We start from the raw sequence: 17,936 nt of genomic DNA, 5'->3' as shown, positions 1-17,936 counted from the left end.
TCAGAGGGAGTGTTCCCACCACCCGCGGCGCGGCTTCGCCGGTTCCTGCGGCTCTTCCGGGGCGGCCGGCTGTTCCGGTTCGGCGGCGGCGACCGGCTCGGGCTGCGGCGCGGGCGCAGGTTCCTCGGTCGGGGCAGGCGCCGGAGAGGCCTCGATGCGGGCTTCTTCCTCGGCCACGGCTTCGGCCAGTTCCGTCGGCTCGCTGACGGCCGGGGTCACCTCGTCCACCGGCGCGGCGGCGCGGCGGCGGCCGCGACCACGGGCGGTGCGGCCCTCGGCGTCGGCGGCCTCGTCGGCGGCCGGTTCGTCGGCCTTGGCACGGCGGCGGCGCGGCTTGCGGGCCGGTTCGGCCTGATCGGCGGCGGCCGGAGCGGCCTCCTCGTCGTCGGCCGGCGGGGTCAGGGCGCCGCCTTCGTCCTCGTCGGCGACGGCCACTTCGGCCGGCTCGGCCGCGTCTTCGGCGCCTTCCGCGGCGACGGCGGGCTGCTGGTCGTCACCCTCGACGCCACCCTTGCGGCGGCGGCGGCCCCCGCGGCGGGAGCGGCGGCGGCGGCGCTTGTCGGCGTCGCTCTCGCTTTCCCCTTCCAGGGTGCCGAGATCGGTGCCTTCGCCTTCAGCTTCGCCTTCCGCCTCGGCATCGCCCTCGGCTTCGGTCTCGGCGTCTTCCTCGCCCTCGGCGTCCTCGTCGAGCTGGTCCTCGACACCGACGGCGTCGGCGGCGGATTCGCCCTGCGTCTCGAAGTCGCCGTTGCGCTTGCCGCGACGGCGGCGGCGGCGGCGGCGGCGCTTGCGGCCGTCGTCGGACTCGCCGTCCTCGTCGGAGCCGGCCTCGGCCCGCTCGGCCACCTTCTCGGAGACCGGCGCCGGCGCAGCCGCAGCGGCCGGAGCTTCGACCTCGGCCTCGACCTCCTCGGCGACGTCTTCGCTCTCGTCCTCGTCCTCGTCGGCGTCGATCACCGGCGGCGGCAGGTCGGTCAGGCGCACCTCTTCCTTGCGGTCGCCCTTCACGCGCTCCATGCGGTGGTCGGGCGGGATCAGGCTTTCGTCACCCTGGATGAAGACGCTGATGGCGTAGCGGCCCTCGATGTCCTCGATGGCCTGGCGCTTGTAGTTGAGGATGTAGAGCGCGACCGTCGGGTGGACGGTGACCGTCACCTCGGTCGAGCGCTGGCGCACGCCCTCTTCCTCGATGATGCGCAGGATGTGCACCGCCGTCGACTCGGTGGACCGGATCATGCCGGTGCCGCCGCAGTGCGGGCAGGCGTGGAAGCTGGTTTCCATCAGCGACGGGCGCAGGCGCTGGCGCGACAGTTCCAGCAGGCCGAAGGCGGAGATGCGGCCCATCTGGATGCGGGCGCGATCGTTCTTCAGTGCTTCCTTCAGCCGCTTCTCGACGGCCGCGTTGTTGCGGCTCTCCTCCATGTCGATGAAGTCGATGACGATGAGGCCGGCGAGGTCGCGCAGGCGCAGCTGGCGGGCGATTTCCTCCGCCGCTTCCAGGTTGGTCTTGAGCGCCGTCTCCTCGATGTGCCGCTCCTTGGTGGCGCGGCCCGAGTTGACGTCGATGGCGACCAGCGCCTCGGTCTGGTTGATGACCACGTAGCCGCCCGAGCGCAGCTGCACGGTCGGGCTGTGCATGGCGTCGAGCTGGCTGTCCACCTGGTAGCGGTGGAACAGCGGCATGATCGGGTCGCGGTAGCGCTGCACCTTGCGGGCGTGGCTCGGCGTCAGCGTCTTCATGAAGTCCTTGGCGAGGCGATAGCCTTCCTCGCCCTCGACCAGCACCTCTTCCAGGTCGGCCGAATAGACGTCGCGGATGGCGCGGCGGATGAGGTTGGCTTCCTCGTGGATCAGCGCCGGCGCCCGGCTGGCGAGCGTGTTCTCGCGGATCTGGTTCCAGGTGCGCGTCAGGTAGTCGTAGTCGCGCTTGATCTCGGTCTTGTTGCGCTCCGCCCCGGCGGTGCGCAGGATGACCGCCATGCCGCCCGGCACGTCCAGGTCGGACATGATGGTCTTCAGGCGACGCCGGTCCTGCGCCGAGGTGATCTTGCGCGACACGCCGCCGCCGCGGGCGGTGTTGGGCATCAGCACGCAGTAGCGGCCGGCGAGGCTGATGTAGGTGGTCAGCGCCGCCCCCTTGTTGCCGCGCTCTTCCTTGACCACCTGCACCAGCATGATCTGCTTGCGCTTGATGACTTCCTGGATCTTGTAGTTGCGCGTCGAGCGCTGGCGGGAGCGGGTGGCCGGCTCTTCCTCGGCCTCGTCGCCGCCCAGATCGTCGACGTCGTCGTTCTCCGCGGCTTCGGCCTCGGCGGCTTCGCGGGCGGCTTCGGCCTGCTGCTCGGCGAGCAGCGCCTGCCGGTCGGCGACGGGGATCTGGTAGTAGTCGGGGTGGATTTCGCTGAACGCCAGGAAACCATGCCGGTTGCCGCCGTAATCCACGAAGGCGGCCTGGAGCGACGGCTCCACCCGGACGATCTTGGCGAGGTAGATGTTGCCCTTGTTCTGCTTCTTCGTGCTGGTTTCGACGTCAAAGCTTTCCAGGCGGGTTCCGTTCACCACGACGACCCGGGTCTCCTCCGAGTGCGTGGCGTCGATGAGCATACGCTTGACCATTAACTGTCTGACTCCGCAGTCCCGCCCGGCGGCGATCTGTGCGCCATCCTGGACGGGAGGTCGATCCGACGAGGCCGGGTGCGGAAACGGCGGCGGCGACGGCGATGCGTTCACTCCCCGACGGCGCGCACGGCGGCGCGCTCGCCCCGCGCGGCGCCCGAAGGGGCACGGCGGGCACGGTCGGTGGGTGCATCGACATCGGAATGCCGCGGGACTGCATGAAGGCCTCGGACACAAAATCTCGAACAGGCCGTCGGCGGCGGCCGGGCGGGGAGCCCGGGGAGTCCGTCTGCCGGGAGGCGCCGTTCCGATCCGGCCGCCCCATTCGGGCGCCGGACCCGGAGCATCGCGACCGGGCGGCAGGGATTTCCGCCGACAGCGGAAATTCGCAAGTCCAACATAGCGACGGGCGGCGCCCCGCACAACGGTTTGTTGCCCGCCACAGCCGTCCGGCAGGGGCGACGGATGCGCCCTGCGTCGAAGAATCTGCGGAGTCGCGCGGGTTTTCCTTGCGTCCCGACTCCGATTCGGGGATGATCCGTTTTATCAAGGTACCTGCTTAAGCGTTTGTTAACTGGGCAGGTTGCCTTCCCGACGAGCCCATACCGCAGACGACGGCCGCGAGGGGGATCATGGCCGCCTGGCCCTTCCCGACAGTGACGCGACGCATGGTGATGCTGGGTGCCGCCGCCACGGCCGCACTCGGTGGCGTTCTGCGCCCGTCCGAGGCGTGGGCGGCGGTGCGCGCCTCCGCCGTGCGGCTCGGCAATCACCAGGAATTCACCCGCTTCGTCCTCGACGTGTCGCAGGCGATCGACTTCAGCCTGTTCACGCTGACCGAGCCCAACCGCATCGTGCTCGACCTGCCCGAGGTGGAGTGGAGCTTCGGCGAGGAAAACCTGCCGCCCGCCAAGGGCGTCGTTTCCGCCCTGCGCTGGGGCCTCTTCCAGCCCGGCCAGTCGCGCGTCGTGCTCGACCTCGTGCGTCCCGCCACGGTCAAGCAGGCCTTCCTGCTGCCGCCCAACGGGCAGGCCGGCTGGCGCTTCGTGCTCGACCTGCAGGAAACCACCGCCGCGCAGTTCCTCGCCGCGGCGGGGCCGGAGCGTCGCATCGGCAGCCTGAAGACGGCACCCGAGCCGACCGGCGGCGTGCAGGAGGCCGCCCTGCGGCCGGCGCCGCAGGCGACGCAGCCGCCGCGCGACCCCAACCGCCCCAAGGTCATCGTGCTCGATCCCGGGCACGGCGGCGTCGACCCCGGTGCCATCGGGGCCTCGGGCGTCTACGAAAAGAACATCACCCTGGCGGCGGCGCGCGAGTTCCGCGACATCCTGCAGAAGTCGGGCCGCTTCAAGGTGGTGCTGACGCGCGACCGCGACATCTTCCTGCCGCTGCGCGACCGCTTCGAGGTGGCGCGCCGGCACGATGCCGACCTGTTCATCTCGCTGCACGCCGACAGCATCAAGAACCCGGCCGTGCGCGGCCTGTCGGTCTACACCCTGTCGGAGAAGGCGTCTGACTCCGAGGCGGCGGCGCTCGCCGACAAGGAAAACAAGGCCGACATCATCGCCGGCATCGACCTCAGCCACGAAAGCGTCGAGGTCACCAACATCCTCATCGATCTCGCCCAACGCGAGACCATGAACCTGTCGTCGCGTATCGCCGAGCAGCTCATCGACGAGCTGCAGCGCGACGTCAAGCTGCTGCGCCAGAGCCACCGCTTCGCCGGCTTCGCCGTGCTGAAGGCGCCGGACGTGCCCTCCATCCTCGTCGAAATGGGGTATCTGTCCAACGCCGACGAGGAACGCCTGTTGCGCCAGGCGGCCTATCGCGCGAAATTGGGCAAGGCGCTGGAACGGACGCTTGACGGCTTCTTCAGCCGAACGCAGAAGGCCTATCGTCCGTAAGGGGCAGCCCCGGCACCCCTCCGGCCTTAATGTTGCCCCGGTGTCGTGCTATACCGCGCCGCGACACGTTGATGAGGGCATGGGCCCTACCACGGGCGATCACGGATACCCGACAGGATGACGGACGAGACCAGGAAGCCGGAGCTGCGCGCCGAGCGCGACCCGCACGACACTCCCCGCCCGCGGCGGCCGAAAGGCGGCGGCGACGACGGAGCGAAGAAGACGCGGAAGGGCGCGCAAGGGGCACCGCGCAAGCGGCGTTCGCTGTTCGGCCGCTTCGTGGTGGGCGCGCTCAGCCTCGCGTTCCTCGGCGCCATCGTCGGCGTCGCGATCATCGCCGGGGCGCTCTACTACTACGGCCGCGACCTGCCGGACCACACCCAGCTGGCCGACTACGAGCCTGCGGTGTCGACCCGCATCTACGCCGGCGACGGCCGCCTCATCACCGAATACGCGGTGCAGAAGCGCGTCTTCGTGCCGGTGGAGGCCATGCCCCGGCTGGTCATCGACGCCTTCATCTCGGCCGAGGACCAGAATTTCTACACGCACCCCGGCCTCGACTTCAAAGGCCTGCTGCGCGCCGTCGTCACCAACGTGAAGAACTACGGCAGCGGCCGGCGCCCCGAAGGCGCCTCGACCATCACGCAGCAGGTGGCCAAGAACTTCCTGCTGACCAACGAGGTCTCCATCGACCGCAAGATCAAGGAAGCGATCCTCTCCTTCCGCATCGAGCAGGCCTTCTCCAAGGATCACATCCTGGAGTTGTACCTGAACGAGATCTACCTCGGCGGCGGGTCTTATGGCGTCGCCGCGGCGGCCATGAACTACTTCAACAAGTCGCTCGATCAGCTGTCCATCGGCGAGATGGCCTATCTGGCGGCGCTGCCCAAGGCGCCCAACAACTACAACCCGTTCCGCCACCCCGAGGCCGCCAAGGGCCGCCGCGACTGGGTCATCGGGCGCATGCTCGAAGACGGCCGCATCACCCGCGAGGAAGCGGAGCAGGCGTGGAACGAGCCGCTGATCGTGCGCCCGCGCGAAGAGACGCAGATCGTCGCCGAGGGCGCCTATTTCGCCGAGGAAGTGCGCCGCGAACTGCAGCAGCGCTACGGCGACACCATGCTCTACAAGGGCGGCCTCGCCGTGCGCACGTCGCTGGAGCCGCGCCTGCAGGGCATCGCCACCCGCGTGATGCGCGAGGGCCTGATGGACTACGACCGCCGCCACGGCTGGCGCGGTCCGGTCGCGCACTTCGACGGCACCGAAGATTGGGCGCGCAAGCTCGGCGACGTTCCGCGCCCCGGCGGCGCGCTGCCCGAGTGGGAAATGGCCGTGGTGCTGGAGGTTTCGCCCAAGGAAGCCCGCATCGGCCTGCGCGGCCGCGCCGGTACGCTCACCTTCGACGACACCAAGTGGGCTCGCCAGTGGCTGGAGAACCAGCGCTTCGGCGCTGCGCCCAAGTCCATGGCCGACGTGGTGAAGGTGGGCGACTTGGTGCTGGTGGAAGAGGCCGGGGCCAAGGCGGCCAAGGCGGAGGAGGGCGTCCAGCCGGCCGCCGCCACCGCCGGTGACGTGCCCAACCGCTTCCTGCTGCGCCAGGTGCCCAACGTCAACGGCGCCATGGTCGCCATGGACCCGCACACGGGCCGCGTGCTCGCCATGGTCGGCGGCTTCTCGCTGGAGGCGTCGGAGTTCAACCGCGCCACCCAGGCGTGGCGCCAGCCCGGCTCGTCGTTCAAGCCCTTCGTCTACATGACGGCGCTGGAGAACGGCTACACGCCGTCGTCCATCATCCTCGACGCGCCGGTGGAGTTCGACCAGGGCCCCGGCCTGCCCAAGTGGCGCCCGAAGAACTACTCGGGCGAGTTCTACGGCCCGTCGACCCTGCGCATCGGCATCGAGAAGTCGCGCAACCTGATGACGGTCCGCCTCGCCCACGCCGTCGGCATGGACAAGGTGGCCGAGATGGCCGAGCGCTTCGGTATCTTCGACAACATGCCCGAGATGCTGTCCTACTCCCTCGGTGCCGGCGAGACGACGGTGCTGCGCCTGACCACGGCCTACGCGCAGATCGTCAACGGCGGCAAGAAGGTGACGCCGACCCTCATCGACCGCATCCAGGATCGCACCGGCCACACCATCTTCCGCCACGACGACCGCACCTGCCCGGACTGCGGCGGTGTGTTCTGGCAGGAGCAGGCGGTGCCGGCGGTGCCCGATGCGCGGCAGCAACTGGTGGACCCGGTGACGGCCTACCAGATGACCTCCATCCTGGAAGGCGTGGTGCTGCGCGGCACCGGCCAGCGCATCGCCGAACTGGGCGTGCCCCTGGCGGGCAAGACGGGCACCTCCAACGACAGCTTCGACACCTGGTTCGTCGGCTTCTCGCCCGACCTGGTGGTGGGCGTCTTCGTCGGCTTCGACGATCCCAAGACGCTCGGCCCGAAGGAGACCGGCTCGTCGGTGGCGGCGCCCATCTTCAAGGACTTCATGGCCGCGGCGCTCGACGGCAAGGCGACGCCGTTCCGCATCCCCTCGGGCGTGCAGCTGGTGCGCGTCGACCACGACAGCGGCCTGCCGGCCATGCCGGGCACCGGCCGCGTCATCCTGGAGGCCTTCAAGCCGGGCCAGACGCCGTACTCCAGCCAGCGCGTCGGCGAGCCGGACTATGCGGTGGGGCCGCAGGGCTTCACCGGCGACGGCTTCGGGGCCGGCGAGGGCGATGCCTGGTCCGAGACCGGCGCCGTTCCCGGCATGCCGGGCGGTGCACCGGGCGACGGCGGCGGCGCCACCCGCGCGCCGACGGCCGGCGGCCTGTACTGACGCCAGCCGCAACCGGGATCGGGGCGCCGCCTGCAAGGGCGGCGCCCCGACTCTTTCGGCACGGTCGGCGCGAAAGGGTTGTTCCGGCGGCGTCTTTTCCGTAAGTAAGACCCTCATGCCGTCATGGGAGGATGAACATGAAGGCCGAAACCGAAACCATGGTCTCCGAGATCAAGCAGTCGATGGCACTGCTGAGGAGGCATCTTTGACTACGATCAGGCTGTAAGACGGCTCGACGAGCTGAACGCGATCGTAGAAGACCCCAACCTGTGGAACGACGCCGCGCGGGCCCAGAAGCTCATGCGCGAGCGCACGCAGCTGCAGACCAACCTCGACCGCTACCACGGCATCCAGAAGGATCTGGACGATGCGCTGACGCTCATCGAACTGGGTGAGATGGAGGACGACGAGGACACCGTCGTCGAGGGCGAGCAGGGCCTGCGGGCGCTGAAGGATCAGGTCGCCAAGGCGGAGCTGGAAAGCCTGCTGTCCGGCGAGGCCGACTCCAACGACTGCTACCTCCAGGTGAACGCCGGCGCCGGCGGCACCGAGGCGCAGGACTGGGCGCAGATCCTGTTGCGCATGTACACCCGCTGGGCCGAACAGCACGGCTACAAGGTGGAATACGTGGAAGAGAGCGACGGCGAAGAGGCGGGCATCAAGTCGGCCACCGTCAAGGTCTCGGGCCACAACGCCTTCGGCTGGCTGAAGACGGAGAGCGGCGTGCACCGCCTGGTGCGCATCTCGCCCTACGACAGCGCGGCGCGGCGCCACACCAGTTTCTCGTCGGTCTGGGTCTATCCGGTGGTGGACGACACCATCGAGATCGAGATCCTCGACAAGGATCTGCGCGTGGACACCTACCGCGCCTCGGGCGCCGGCGGTCAGCACGTGAACCGGACCGAGTCGGCCGTGCGCATCACCCACATGCCGAGCGGCATCGTGGTGGCGTGTCAGTCGGAACGCTCGCAGCACCAGAACCGCGATCACGCGATGAAGATGCTGCGCGCCCGCCTGTACGAGGCGGAACTGCGCCGCCGCGAGGAGGCGGCCCAGGCCACCGAGGACGCCAAGTCCGACATCGGCTGGGGCCACCAGATCCGCTCCTACGTGCTGCAGCCCTACCAGATGGTGAAGGACCTGCGCACGGGGGTGGAAACCTCCGACACCCAGGGCGTGCTGGACGGCGACATCGACCCGTTCATGCAGGCGTCCCTGGCGTCGAAGCTGACGGGCACCGAACGGCGAGGCGAGACGGCGGCGGGCTGAGGCCCGCCGCTTCTCTGTGCGGAGACGGGGCCGGCCGGCGCGTGACCATCCTGCTCAACACCATCCTGTGGGCCCTGGTGGCGGTGCTGGTGATGTACGCCGGTGCCGTCGCCTACATGTACCTGCGCCAGCGGGCGCTGCTCTACGCCCCCACGACGACGCAGCCCGATCCGGCGGCGGCCGGCGTGCCCGACATGCGGGTGGTGACGCTGACCGCCGAGGACGGGCTCGCCCTGAACGCCTGGTGGCTGCCGCCGGCCGCGCCCGAGCGTCCCGTCGTGCTCTACTGCCACGGCAACGCCGGCAACCTGGCCGACTGCGCCTTCAAGGCGGCGGCCTGCCGCGAGGCCGGCATGGGCCTGCTGCTGTTCGACTACCGCGGATACGGCGGCAATCCCGGCTCGCCGACCGAACAGGGCCTCTACGCCGACGCCCGCGCCGCCCGCCGCTTCGTGCTGGCGCAGGAGGGCGTGGTCGAGGACCGGCTGGTCATCCACGGCGAGAGCCTGGGTTCCGGCGTCGCCGCCCAACTGGCGCTGGAGCACCCGCCCGCCGCCCTGGTGCTGGAGGCGGCCTTCGTGTCCATCCCCGCCGTCGGCAAGCGGCAGTACCCCTGGCTGCCGGTGCACCGCCTGACCCGCGACCGCTTCGAGACGCTGGCCAAGATCGGCCGCATCCGCTGCCCGGTGTTCCTGCTGCACGGCGAGGACGACGATCTGGTGCCGGTGGAGATGGCCCGCGCCCTCTACGCCAAGGCCAGCGAGCCGAAACGGCTGCACGTCTACCCCGGTGCTTTGCACGCCAATCTCTACGACTACGGCGCCGGCGAGCGCATCGCCGCCTGGGTGGACGAGGTGACGAGGCGGCGCGAAAGCGCCTGACCCGTTCAGACCCCGACGCGGTCGGCCAAGCCGCGGCGCTCGTCGTCGGCGCCGTCTTCGGCCGCTGCCGGGCCGTCCTGCCGCAACACGCAATCGAACAGCATGTCGCGCCCCATGGGTAGCCAGCGGCCGTCCAGGCGCACCGCGTCGCCGAGGGCGGCGACGGGCGGCAGGGTCATGGCGGGCACCCCGGCGCCGATGAGCAACGGCGCGACGCAGATCTGCAGGCGGTCCAGTACACCGGCCTCGAAGAAGGCGGAGACGGTCCGCCCGCCGCCTTCCACGAACACCCGCCGCAGGCCACGGCGGGCCAGGGCGGCGCAGACGGCCGCGGGCGCCGGAGCCCCGTCGGGGCCGGCGTCGACGGTCACGCAGGGAACGCCGGGCGGGCAGGGCGCGGCGGCGGCGGTGCGGATCACCAGCGTCGGCGCCGCGCCGTCGGTGAACAGGCGCAGGCCAGGGGCGAGCGGCCGGGCGCCGGCCAGCACCACCCGCACCGGCGAGGTGCCGGCGACGCGGCGGGTGGTCAGGCGCGGGTCGTCGGCCCGCGCGGTGCCGGCGCCCACCACCACGGCGTCGGCCAGCGCCCGCAGGCGGTGCAGGTGATCGAGGTTGGGGTCGTCGTTGAGCGCCGCCGAATGGCCGCTCTCGCAGGCGATGCGGCCGTCCAGGCTCTGCCCGAGGTGACCGAGCACCCAGGTCCCGGAGGCCGCCAGCGGCAGGTAGAGGTCGAGCAGCGCCCGTACCTCGGGCACAGGTGGCTCCGGCGCGGTCCAGCCGCCGTCGGGGCGGACCGTCAAGTCGGCCGCCGTGTGGCGGTCGCAGGGCCGGTCGCGCAGCGCCAGCACCAGCCGCCAGGCCGCGTCGGCATCGAGAACCATGCGTGGCATCCTCCTCCCGTCTCCCTGGAAGAGGAACACAGGCCGGGCGGCGCGGGTTCCTCGGGTACTTCTACGCCGCCTGGGCGCCGGCGGATGTGTCAGTGCGCGGCGGGCCGGGTGGCGCGGCCGACCATCCAGCGTCGCGGCTTGCGCGTCGCGGTTCTTTCGTCGGGCCGCATGGCAGCTCTCCTCGCAGGGGACGACGGTTGTCCGAAAAACGCGAGGACGGCGGCACCGTTGCCCATGGACGGCGTCGGCCGCCCGGCGGGGCGCGGAACGTGGCGCGAGCAGGCGGCGTTGGCTTCTCCACCGGACGAAGAAGGACGCCGCGCCATGAACGAGATCCTTCAGGCGTCGCTCGAGACGCATCTGCCCTTCGAGGACATCGCCGTGCGGCTGGCGGCCGCCCTGGTGCTCGGCGGCGCCATCGGGCTCAACCGCGAGTGGCTGCAGAAGCCGGCCGGCCTGCGCACCCACATCATGGTCTCGCTCGCCGCCGCCACCTTCGGCGTGCTGGCGCGCGAGATGTTCATGGACGCCGTGGAAGAGGGCGGCCAGCCCGATCCGGTGCGCGTGGTGGAGGCGGTGGTCACGGGCGTCGCCTTCCTGGGCGCCGGCACCATCATCCAGCAGTCGGGCGGCAAGGTGGCGGGCATGACCACCGGCGCCTCCATCTGGCTGGCCGGCGCCATCGGCGTCGCCTGCGGCACCGGCCACCTGAGCATCGCCGCGTTGTGCACCGGCCTCGGGCTGGTGGTGCTGGTGGCGGTCAACTGGTTCGAGACGCTGGTGGTCGAACCCATGACCCGCCGGCGCCACGACGGGGTGGACGCCGACGAAGAACGGTCGCCCGGGGGCGAGCCGGGCGACGGCGGCGGACAACGCGCCGACCTGCTGCGGCCGCCGGAGGACCAGTCGGTGCCGCGGTAAAAAATCCGTGACGGCACGAACCCCGCCCGAAGGGCCAGCGTAGGTGGTGCGAAGTGTGCCGATTTCGTACCCCTGCTCGGACGCTTCTTGCGCCCCTCTACCCCCCGGAGGGGCCCCTCCCTGTACCCTGGGCCCGGACGTCCTTTTGCGCGGCGTCCGGGTCTTTTTTGTGCCGGCCGCACGGCGGGCGGGGCGGAGATCGTGCGGCGCCCGTGGTCCAAGGGCGGACGGGTTGCGTAGGATCAATTGCAACACCAAAGGCCGCATCGTCGTTGATCCGGCAAAACAGAGCGCATTAGGCGCCCTGGGATCTGGTCGAAACTCAGGAGGCAAGTCATGACCCACCGGGATTACAACCGTCTCCTTTCGCGCATCGGACGTCTGGAGCGGACCGTCCACCGCCCGGACAGCGTCGAAGGCCTGGAACTCTACACCCTGAAGGCGGCCGCCATCGCCGTCGCCGAGGGCTACGCCAAGCCGGGCGAGATCGAGATGAGCGATCGCCTGTGATCGCCAGGCGCACGCGCAAGAGAAAACGCCCCGGGGCATCGTCCCGGGGCGTTTCTCGTCAGGGGATGGGGAGGCGCCTCAGCGGCGGCGACGGCGCAGGGCGCGCTGGACGATCCGCAGCAGGGCGACATTGCGCAGGAACTTGAACATGGTCGGGCTCCCGATTGGTTGAAAACGTAGTCGTGGATCAAACGAACTCAAAGGAAGAGGCGATGCCCATTGAGGATCGTTTCATGCACGTCCGTCACGACGCAGGTTGCATCTGGCGGTGTCTGATCGCCCAACAGTAAAGGGTGGCTCCGGCCATAATGGAAACCGGGAACGGGCGAGGCGCGGCGGCGTTGGTCCGGCACACACCCCGTCCACAGCGGTGGGGTCCCGGACACGACAACAGGAGAGCCGTCATGAAGAAGATGGTCGCCAGCGCCGCCGTCATCGCCGCCTTCGGTCTCGCCGCCCCCGCCATGGCCCAGAGCCAGCCGGAGACGACGGGCAAACAGACCGGGCAGGAGCAGACGGCCCAGAAAGACCCGGGCACCGAGGTGAAGGTCGACCAGGGCGCGCCCGACGTCACCGTCACGCAGCCGGCTCCGACCGTGACGGTCGTCGACCCCGAGCCCAAGGTGAAGGTGGAAACGCCCGAACCGCAGGTGACCGTCGACCAGCCGAAGCCGGAGGTCGAGGTCGAGCAGGGCAAGCCCGACGTGCAGGTGCAGCAGTCCGACAACGCCGACGTCATCATGAAGGAAAAGGAGACGACGGCCCAGACCCAGACCGGCACCCAGACCGAGCCCCAGAGCCAGCAGCAGGCCGGCATGAGCGCGCAGGAGCTGGAGGCCCTGGTCGGCAAGGAAATCTACGACCAGGAAGGCAACGAGGCCGGCGAGATCGCCGAGGTTCTGCCGGCCCAGGGCAGCGGCTCGCCGCAGGTGGTCATCGAACGCGGCGGCGTGCTCGGCATCGGCGAAAAGCAGTACGTCATCTCGGCCGACCAGCTGCAGATGAACGGCGAGCAGGTGCAGGTGCCCATGAGCAAGCAGCAGATTTCCGAACTGCCGCGCTACGAGGGCAGCCAGCAGGAGGGCCAGTCGCAGTAAGCGACGGCGCCACACCGCACCGCATGAAGGAGGAGGCCCGCACCGCGCGGGCCTTTTTCTATGCTCGGAGGAGGGGAGGTGCCGATCAGGCCAGGGCGTCGATGATGGCCGACGCCGCTTTGCGGCCGGTGAGCCAGGCGCCGGGCACCTGCGTCGCCCATTCGGGCTCGCAGGCCTCGCCGGCGAAGAACACCCGCTCGCCCACCGGCGTCGCCAGGGCCGCCCGTGCCGTCTGCTGGCCGGGCAGGGCCGCCGAATAGGCGCCGAGGGTGAGCTGGTCCTGCCCCCAGGCGGTGGCGCGGCCGGCCTTGACCATGCCGCGGGCATCCGACCCGTAGACCGTCACCAGCCGCTCGGTCACCAGGTCGATGGCGGCGCGCTCGCCGGCCTTCTCCAGGTCCCACGCCTCGGTGCCGCCGAGCAGGGCGAGGATCAGGTCGCTGCCGAACGGGCGGTGCACCAGGTCCAGCGTGCCGCCGTCGGGCAGCAGGGCGTGCAACTGGTCGAATGGGTCCATGTCGAGCGGATTGCCGGGCACCTGCAGCACCACCTTGTTCAGTAGCCCCATGCTCAGGCCGCCGATGGCGCGCGCCGTGTCGTCGGGCAGGGCGGGGGTGAAGCGGATGCGCCCGGCGCTCAGCACGCCGACCGGCACGGTCACCAGCACGGCGCGGCCCCGCAGGGTGCCGGCGGTGGTCTCGACGGCGACGCCGGCGCCCGACCAGTCGATGGCGACTGCCGCCGTGTTCAGGCGCACGGCGATGCCCGCACCGAGGGTCGCGACCAGGGTGCCGAGCCCTTCGGCGACGAAGCTCTCCTCGCCCGTCGCGATCTGGCTGTCGTAGTCGGCGGCCGAGATCGCCTCGAACGGCACGCCTTGCTCCAGCGGGCCGAGCAGATGCCGGGCGAGCCGCTCGCTGTCGCCGGCCGGCTTGGGCAGGGCGGCGGCGGCCAGGTCGCCCTGGTCGGCGGCGAGGGTGGAGAGGGCCTCGCCGGTGGCGTCGAGGATGTCCTCGAAGGCGCTCAGGCCGTCGGCGTCGAGGAAGCCGCGGCGCGGCAGCCAGACTTCGTAGTCCTGCGGGTCGCGCACCACGGTGAAGCCGCTCGCCCGCGCCAGCGGCGTCAGCGGGTTGCGGTCGGAGGAATGCAGCCAGCCGGCGCCGAGGTCCATGGGGGTGCCGAACAGCGGCTCGGTCACCGCCCGGCCGCCGATGCGGTCGCGCGCCTCGATCACCGTGACCGTCAGTCCGGCGTCGACGAGGGCGCCGGCGGCGGCGAGGCCGGCGCAGCCGGCACCGACCACCACGACGTCCACCTCCGCCGCCCGCGCCGCTCGCGAGCGGCCGAGCAGAAGCGCTGCGGAGGCCGCACCGGCGGCGCCGAGGAGGTGTCGCCGCGAGAGGGCGCTGGTCATGGACGGGCTTCCTTTTCTGCTCCACCGACGCCAACGGGGACGGCCGAGCGACCGTCCCCGTTGCGCTTGCACTCGCGACCGGCCGCGCCCGTCAGACGGCGCGGGCCTTCACGTAGGACCCCGGGGCCGGCTCGATGGCCTCGAGCTTGCCCTTGGCGGGGTCGCGCGGCTCGATCTCCTTGCCGCCGAAGGGCTTCACCCAGGCGTCCCAGTCGGTCCACCACGAGCCTTCGTGCTGCTCGGCGCCCTTCAGCCAGGTGTCCGGCGTCTTGGCCTTCCGGTTGTTGGTCCAGTAGCAGTACTTGTTGGCCGCCGGCGGGTTGACGACGCCCGCGATGTGGCCGGAGGCCGACAGCACGAACTTGGCTTTGCCGGAAACCTTGTTCATCAGCTCGTAGGTGGCGACCCACGGCGCGATGTGGTCTTCCCGCGTCGACAGCATGTAGACGGGGGTCTTCACCGCCGACAGGTCGATGGGGGTGCCGCACAGCTCGACGCCGCCCGGTTCGCGCAGCTTGTTCTCCAGGTACATCTTGCGCAGGTAGAACTTGTGCATGGCGGCGGGCATGCGGGTGCTGTCGCTGTTCCAGTACAGCAGGTCGAAGGGGAAGGGGTCCTTGCCCAGCAGGTAGTTGTTGATGACGAAGGACCAGATCAGGTCGTTGGCGCGCAGCATGTTGAACGTGGTCGCCATGTCGGCGCCGTCCAGGTAGCCGGCCTCGTCCATCTTGGTTTCCAGGCTCTTCAGCTGGTCCTCGTCGATGAACACCTTCAGGTCGCCGGCCTTCTCGAAGTCGGTCAGCGTGGTCAGGAAGGTGGAGGAGGCGACCTGGTCGGCCTCGCCCTTGGCGGTCAGGTAGGCGAGGGTGGAGGCCAGCAGGGTGCCGCCCAGGCAGTAGCCGACCATGTTCACCTTCGGCGCGCCGGTCTGGATCTTGGCCTGCTCGATGGCGGTCAGCGTGCCTTCCTGCATGTAGTCCTCGAAGGACTTCTGGGCCAGCTTCTCGTCGGGGTTGACCCAGCTGATGACGAAGACGGTGTGGCCCTGGTCGACGCACCACTTGATGAAGCTGTTCTTCGGCCGCAGGTCGAGGATGTAGAACTTGTTGATCCACGGCGGCACGATCACCAGCGGCACCTCGCGCACCTTCTCGGTGGTCGGGGTGTACTGGATCAGCTGCATCAGGTCGTTCTGGAAGACCACCTGGCCCGGCGTCGCGGCGACGTTCTCGCCGACCGTGAAGGCCTTCTCGTCGGTCATGGAGATGCGCAGCCGGCCGTGGCCGCGCTCCAGGTCTTCCAGCAGGTGCTCGAGGCCCTTCACCAGGTTCTCGCCGCCGCTTTCCACGGTGGCGCGCAGCACTTCCGGGTTGGTCATGGCGAAGTTGGTGGGCGCCATGGCGTCGACGTACTGCTTGGCGAAGAAGTCGAGCTTCTTGCGCGTGTGCTCGTCCATGCCGTCGGTCTGGCTGACGACGTCCTGCACGAAGCGCGACGACAGCAGGTAGGACTGCTTGATGAAGTCGAAGACTTCGTTGTCCTGCCAGGTCTCGTCCTTGAAGCGGCGGTCGCCCGGTTCCGGCGTCACCACCGGATCGGTCTTTTCCCCCATCATGCGGCGGGCCGTGTTGGTCCACAGCTGCATGTAGTTCTGCCACAGCGTCATCTGCGCCTCGACCAGCTTGGTCGGGTCGGCCATGAGGCGGGTGGTCATTTCCAGGAAGGCCTGGCCCAGGTTCAGCGGGTCGCTGACCTGCACCTCGGGGTTCTGCGCCTGCCGGGCGAGGAAGTCCGAAACCAGCCGCTGGCTGCGTTCCGCGATGCCGGTCATCGCTTTGGTGAGCTCGGCGGGGTCGGGCATCTTCAAATCGGGGTCCTGATTGTCGGCCATCGTGCAGTCCTTCGTGGAACCGTCCCTGGAAACCTGGAGGGTGGGTGCTGTCGGGAAGACGGGGCTTGCCGGTTCTCCGCTTGTGGGTATTTCGCAGAGGCTAGAGAGATCGGCTTGCCTTGTCCATTGTTCTAACTCGGAAGTGTCCCTGCCGGCACCGCAAGGCCGGGCTGGGCGAGACGCCTACGGCCCTGTATACTCGCCGCGCGACCGACCGTCGGCAGCCGCGCCGCATCACTGTAGTGACGGAGCGGGCAGACATAAAGTCGCGTTTGTTGAACGAATTGTTGCCGCAGCGGCAAGCGAGGGTTCGGAGACGTCATGGTGGATCGGCAGAAGGTAGAGGCAGCGGTGAAGTCGGGGGCCCGTCGCGGCCTGAAGGCCGGGGCGCTGCTGGTGGGAATGTCCATCGTGGCGTCTTGTTCCATGTTTGGTGAAGATTCGTCCGATCAGCCCGCCGCCGCCGAGCCCGCCGCGGCCGCCGAAGCCGCAGAGCGGCGCGACATCGGCCCGGTGAGCGAGGGCCTGATCGGCGATTCCGGCAACGCCCGCTACGACGAGAGCATCCGCCGCCGCCCGGTCACCACCGTGCGCCCGTTGGAGGACGCCCCCGCCGAGGCGAAGGTCCCGGAGCCGGCCCCCGTGCCGGCGCCGACGTCGAGCGCGCCGGTCGAGGCCGCACCGCAGGCCGCCGCCGCGCCTGCTCCGGCGCCCGAGCCGGTCGCCGCTCCGGCCCCCGCTCCGGCTCCGACCCCCGCGCCGGTGGCCGAAACCGCCCCGGTGGAGGCGGCGCCGGTCGCCGCCGTGGCCGCCAAGCCCTCCGGCGCCTCGCCGGTGATCGCCGAATCGACGCCCGCCCCGACGCCGCTGGTGCTGGCCGCCGACTCCGCGCCCGAGCCGGCGCCCGAACCCGAACCCGAACCGCAGGTGGCGGCGGCGCCCGTTCCGGTGCCCGTTCCCGTTCCCGTTCCGCCGCCCGCGCCGCTGGTGGCCGACACCAGCCGCCTCGACGCCGCCGTCGCCCATGCCTACGGCGGTCACTCCTACGGCAGCCGCATGGCGCCCCTGGCGCCGAGCATCGGCGCCGGCGGGATCGTCCCTGCCGGCGGCCCGGTGATGGTCGGCGGCGGCATCGTGCAGCCCGCCATGCAGCCGGCGGTGACCAGCCACGGCGGCACCGTCGTCGTCGGCGGGGCCCAGCCGGCGGTGGTGGTGGGCGGCGGCTACGGCTACGGCTCCGCCGGCGCCGGGTCCGCCGTGAACCTGCCGTCCGGCACGCCGACGGCGGTCATCCACTTCGGCTTCGGCTCGACGGCGCTGACCGCGCGCGACCGTCAGGTGATCCGCCAGGTCGCCGACCTGCAGGCGCGCCAGGGCGGCTTCGTGCGCGTCGTCGGCCATTCCTCGCGGTTCACCGCCGACATGCCGCAGGAGCGGCACATGCTGGTGAACTTCGAAACCTCGGTGGCGCGCGCCGACGCCGTGGCCGAGGCGCTGGTGCGCGAGGGCGTGCCGCACGAGGTGCTGGAGACCGCCGCGGTGGGGTCCAGCCAGCCCGTGTACCAGGAAGTCATGCCGTCGGGTCAGGTGGGCAACCAGCGGGTCGAGATCTACCTCGTCCGCTGATCCCGGGCCACGCAACGATCTGTCGCGCGGCACCCGCAAATCCTTACAGAAAGCAGTCGCGCCGATGCGGGCGAGGCTGTAGAAAGGGGCCGGG

12 protein-coding genes are annotated in these 17,936 nt (G+C 70.4%); 8 read left to right on the top strand and 4 right to left on the bottom strand.

Annotated elements, in window-relative coordinates; all coding sequences use genetic code 11:
• Positions 1–2,616 (bottom strand): Rne/Rng family ribonuclease, encoded by a 2,616-nt coding sequence (locus tag CRP50_RS16470; RefSeq protein ID WP_097280269.1) that lies wholly within the window; start codon positions 2,614–2,616, stop codon positions 1–3.
• 632 nt (positions 2,617–3,248) lie between these two features.
• Here CRP50_RS16470 and CRP50_RS16465 point away from each other — a divergent pair.
• The 4 genes from CRP50_RS16465 (at position 3,249) to CRP50_RS16450 (ending at position 9,493) form a co-directional block, all read left to right on the top strand.
• Positions 3,249–4,520 (top strand): N-acetylmuramoyl-L-alanine amidase, encoded by a 1,272-nt coding sequence (locus tag CRP50_RS16465; protein WP_245913504.1) that lies wholly within the window; start codon positions 3,249–3,251, stop codon positions 4,518–4,520.
• A gap of 117 nt (positions 4,521–4,637) precedes the next feature.
• Positions 4,638–7,343: a penicillin-binding protein 1A gene (locus CRP50_RS16460; protein WP_097280268.1), complete on the top strand. Its 2,706-nt coding sequence runs from the start codon at positions 4,638–4,640 to the stop codon at positions 7,341–7,343.
• Positions 7,344–7,480: 137 nt separating this feature from the next.
• A protein-coding gene (gene prfB / locus CRP50_RS16455) for a peptide chain release factor 2 (RefSeq protein WP_097280267.1) occupies positions 7,481–8,612 on the top strand; the annotation gives its coding sequence in 2 pieces (ribosomal slippage) (positions 7,481–7,549 and positions 7,551–8,612; 1,131 coding nt in all).
• Positions 8,613–8,653: 41 nt separating this feature from the next.
• On the top strand, positions 8,654–9,493 hold the full coding sequence (locus CRP50_RS16450) for an alpha/beta hydrolase (RefSeq protein WP_097280266.1): 840 nt from the start codon (positions 8,654–8,656) through the stop codon (positions 9,491–9,493).
• Between the two features lie 5 nt (positions 9,494–9,498).
• On the opposite strand, the gene CRP50_RS16445 is transcribed toward CRP50_RS16450, so the two are convergent.
• Positions 9,499–10,374 (bottom strand): RibD family protein, encoded by an 876-nt coding sequence (locus tag CRP50_RS16445; protein WP_097280265.1) that lies wholly within the window; start codon positions 10,372–10,374, stop codon positions 9,499–9,501.
• Between the two features lie 333 nt (positions 10,375–10,707).
• Here CRP50_RS16445 and CRP50_RS16440 point away from each other — a divergent pair, with 333 nt between their 5' ends.
• The 3 genes from CRP50_RS16440 to CRP50_RS16435 all read left to right on the top strand — a co-directional run bounded on the left by CRP50_RS16440 (position 10,708) and on the right by CRP50_RS16435 (position 12,911).
• Entirely contained in the window at positions 10,708–11,304 is a 597-nt protein-coding gene (locus CRP50_RS16440; protein WP_097280264.1) for an MgtC/SapB family protein, read from the top strand.
• Between the two features lie 336 nt (positions 11,305–11,640).
• Positions 11,641–11,814, top strand: a complete 174-nt coding sequence (locus tag CRP50_RS25630; RefSeq protein WP_176525219.1) for a hypothetical protein — start codon at positions 11,641–11,643, stop codon at positions 11,812–11,814.
• A 404-nt stretch (positions 11,815–12,218) separates the two neighbouring features.
• The gene (locus CRP50_RS16435; protein WP_097280263.1) at positions 12,219–12,911 is read left to right on the top strand and encodes a PRC-barrel domain-containing protein; all 693 of its coding nucleotides are present in this window, start codon (positions 12,219–12,221) and stop codon (positions 12,909–12,911) included.
• A gap of 85 nt (positions 12,912–12,996) precedes the next feature.
• Here CRP50_RS16435 and CRP50_RS16430 read toward each other — a convergent pair whose 3' ends face one another.
• Both CRP50_RS16430 and CRP50_RS16425 read right to left on the bottom strand, forming a co-directional pair.
• Positions 12,997–14,325: a flavin monoamine oxidase family protein gene (locus CRP50_RS16430; RefSeq protein WP_097280262.1), complete on the bottom strand. Its 1,329-nt coding sequence runs from the start codon at positions 14,323–14,325 to the stop codon at positions 12,997–12,999.
• Between the two features lie 91 nt (positions 14,326–14,416).
• Positions 14,417–16,216 (bottom strand): PHA/PHB synthase family protein, encoded by a 1,800-nt coding sequence (locus CRP50_RS16425; protein ID WP_097280261.1) that lies wholly within the window; start codon positions 16,214–16,216, stop codon positions 14,417–14,419.
• Positions 16,217–16,537: 321 nt separating this feature from the next.
• Between CRP50_RS16425 and CRP50_RS16420 the strand changes: the two genes are divergently transcribed.
• Entirely contained in the window at positions 16,538–17,842 is a 1,305-nt protein-coding gene (locus tag CRP50_RS16420) for an OmpA family protein (RefSeq protein ID WP_097280260.1), read from the top strand.
• Positions 17,843–17,936: the final 94 nt, after the last annotated feature.

Source organism: Caenispirillum bisanense, assembly GCF_900230255.1.
In the GTDB taxonomy this organism is placed as follows: Bacteria; Pseudomonadota; Alphaproteobacteria; order Rhodospirillales; family Rhodospirillaceae; genus Caenispirillum; species Caenispirillum bisanense_A.
The sequence above is the reverse complement of the archived record's forward strand: the minus strand, read 5'-3'. Positions and strand labels throughout refer to the sequence as shown.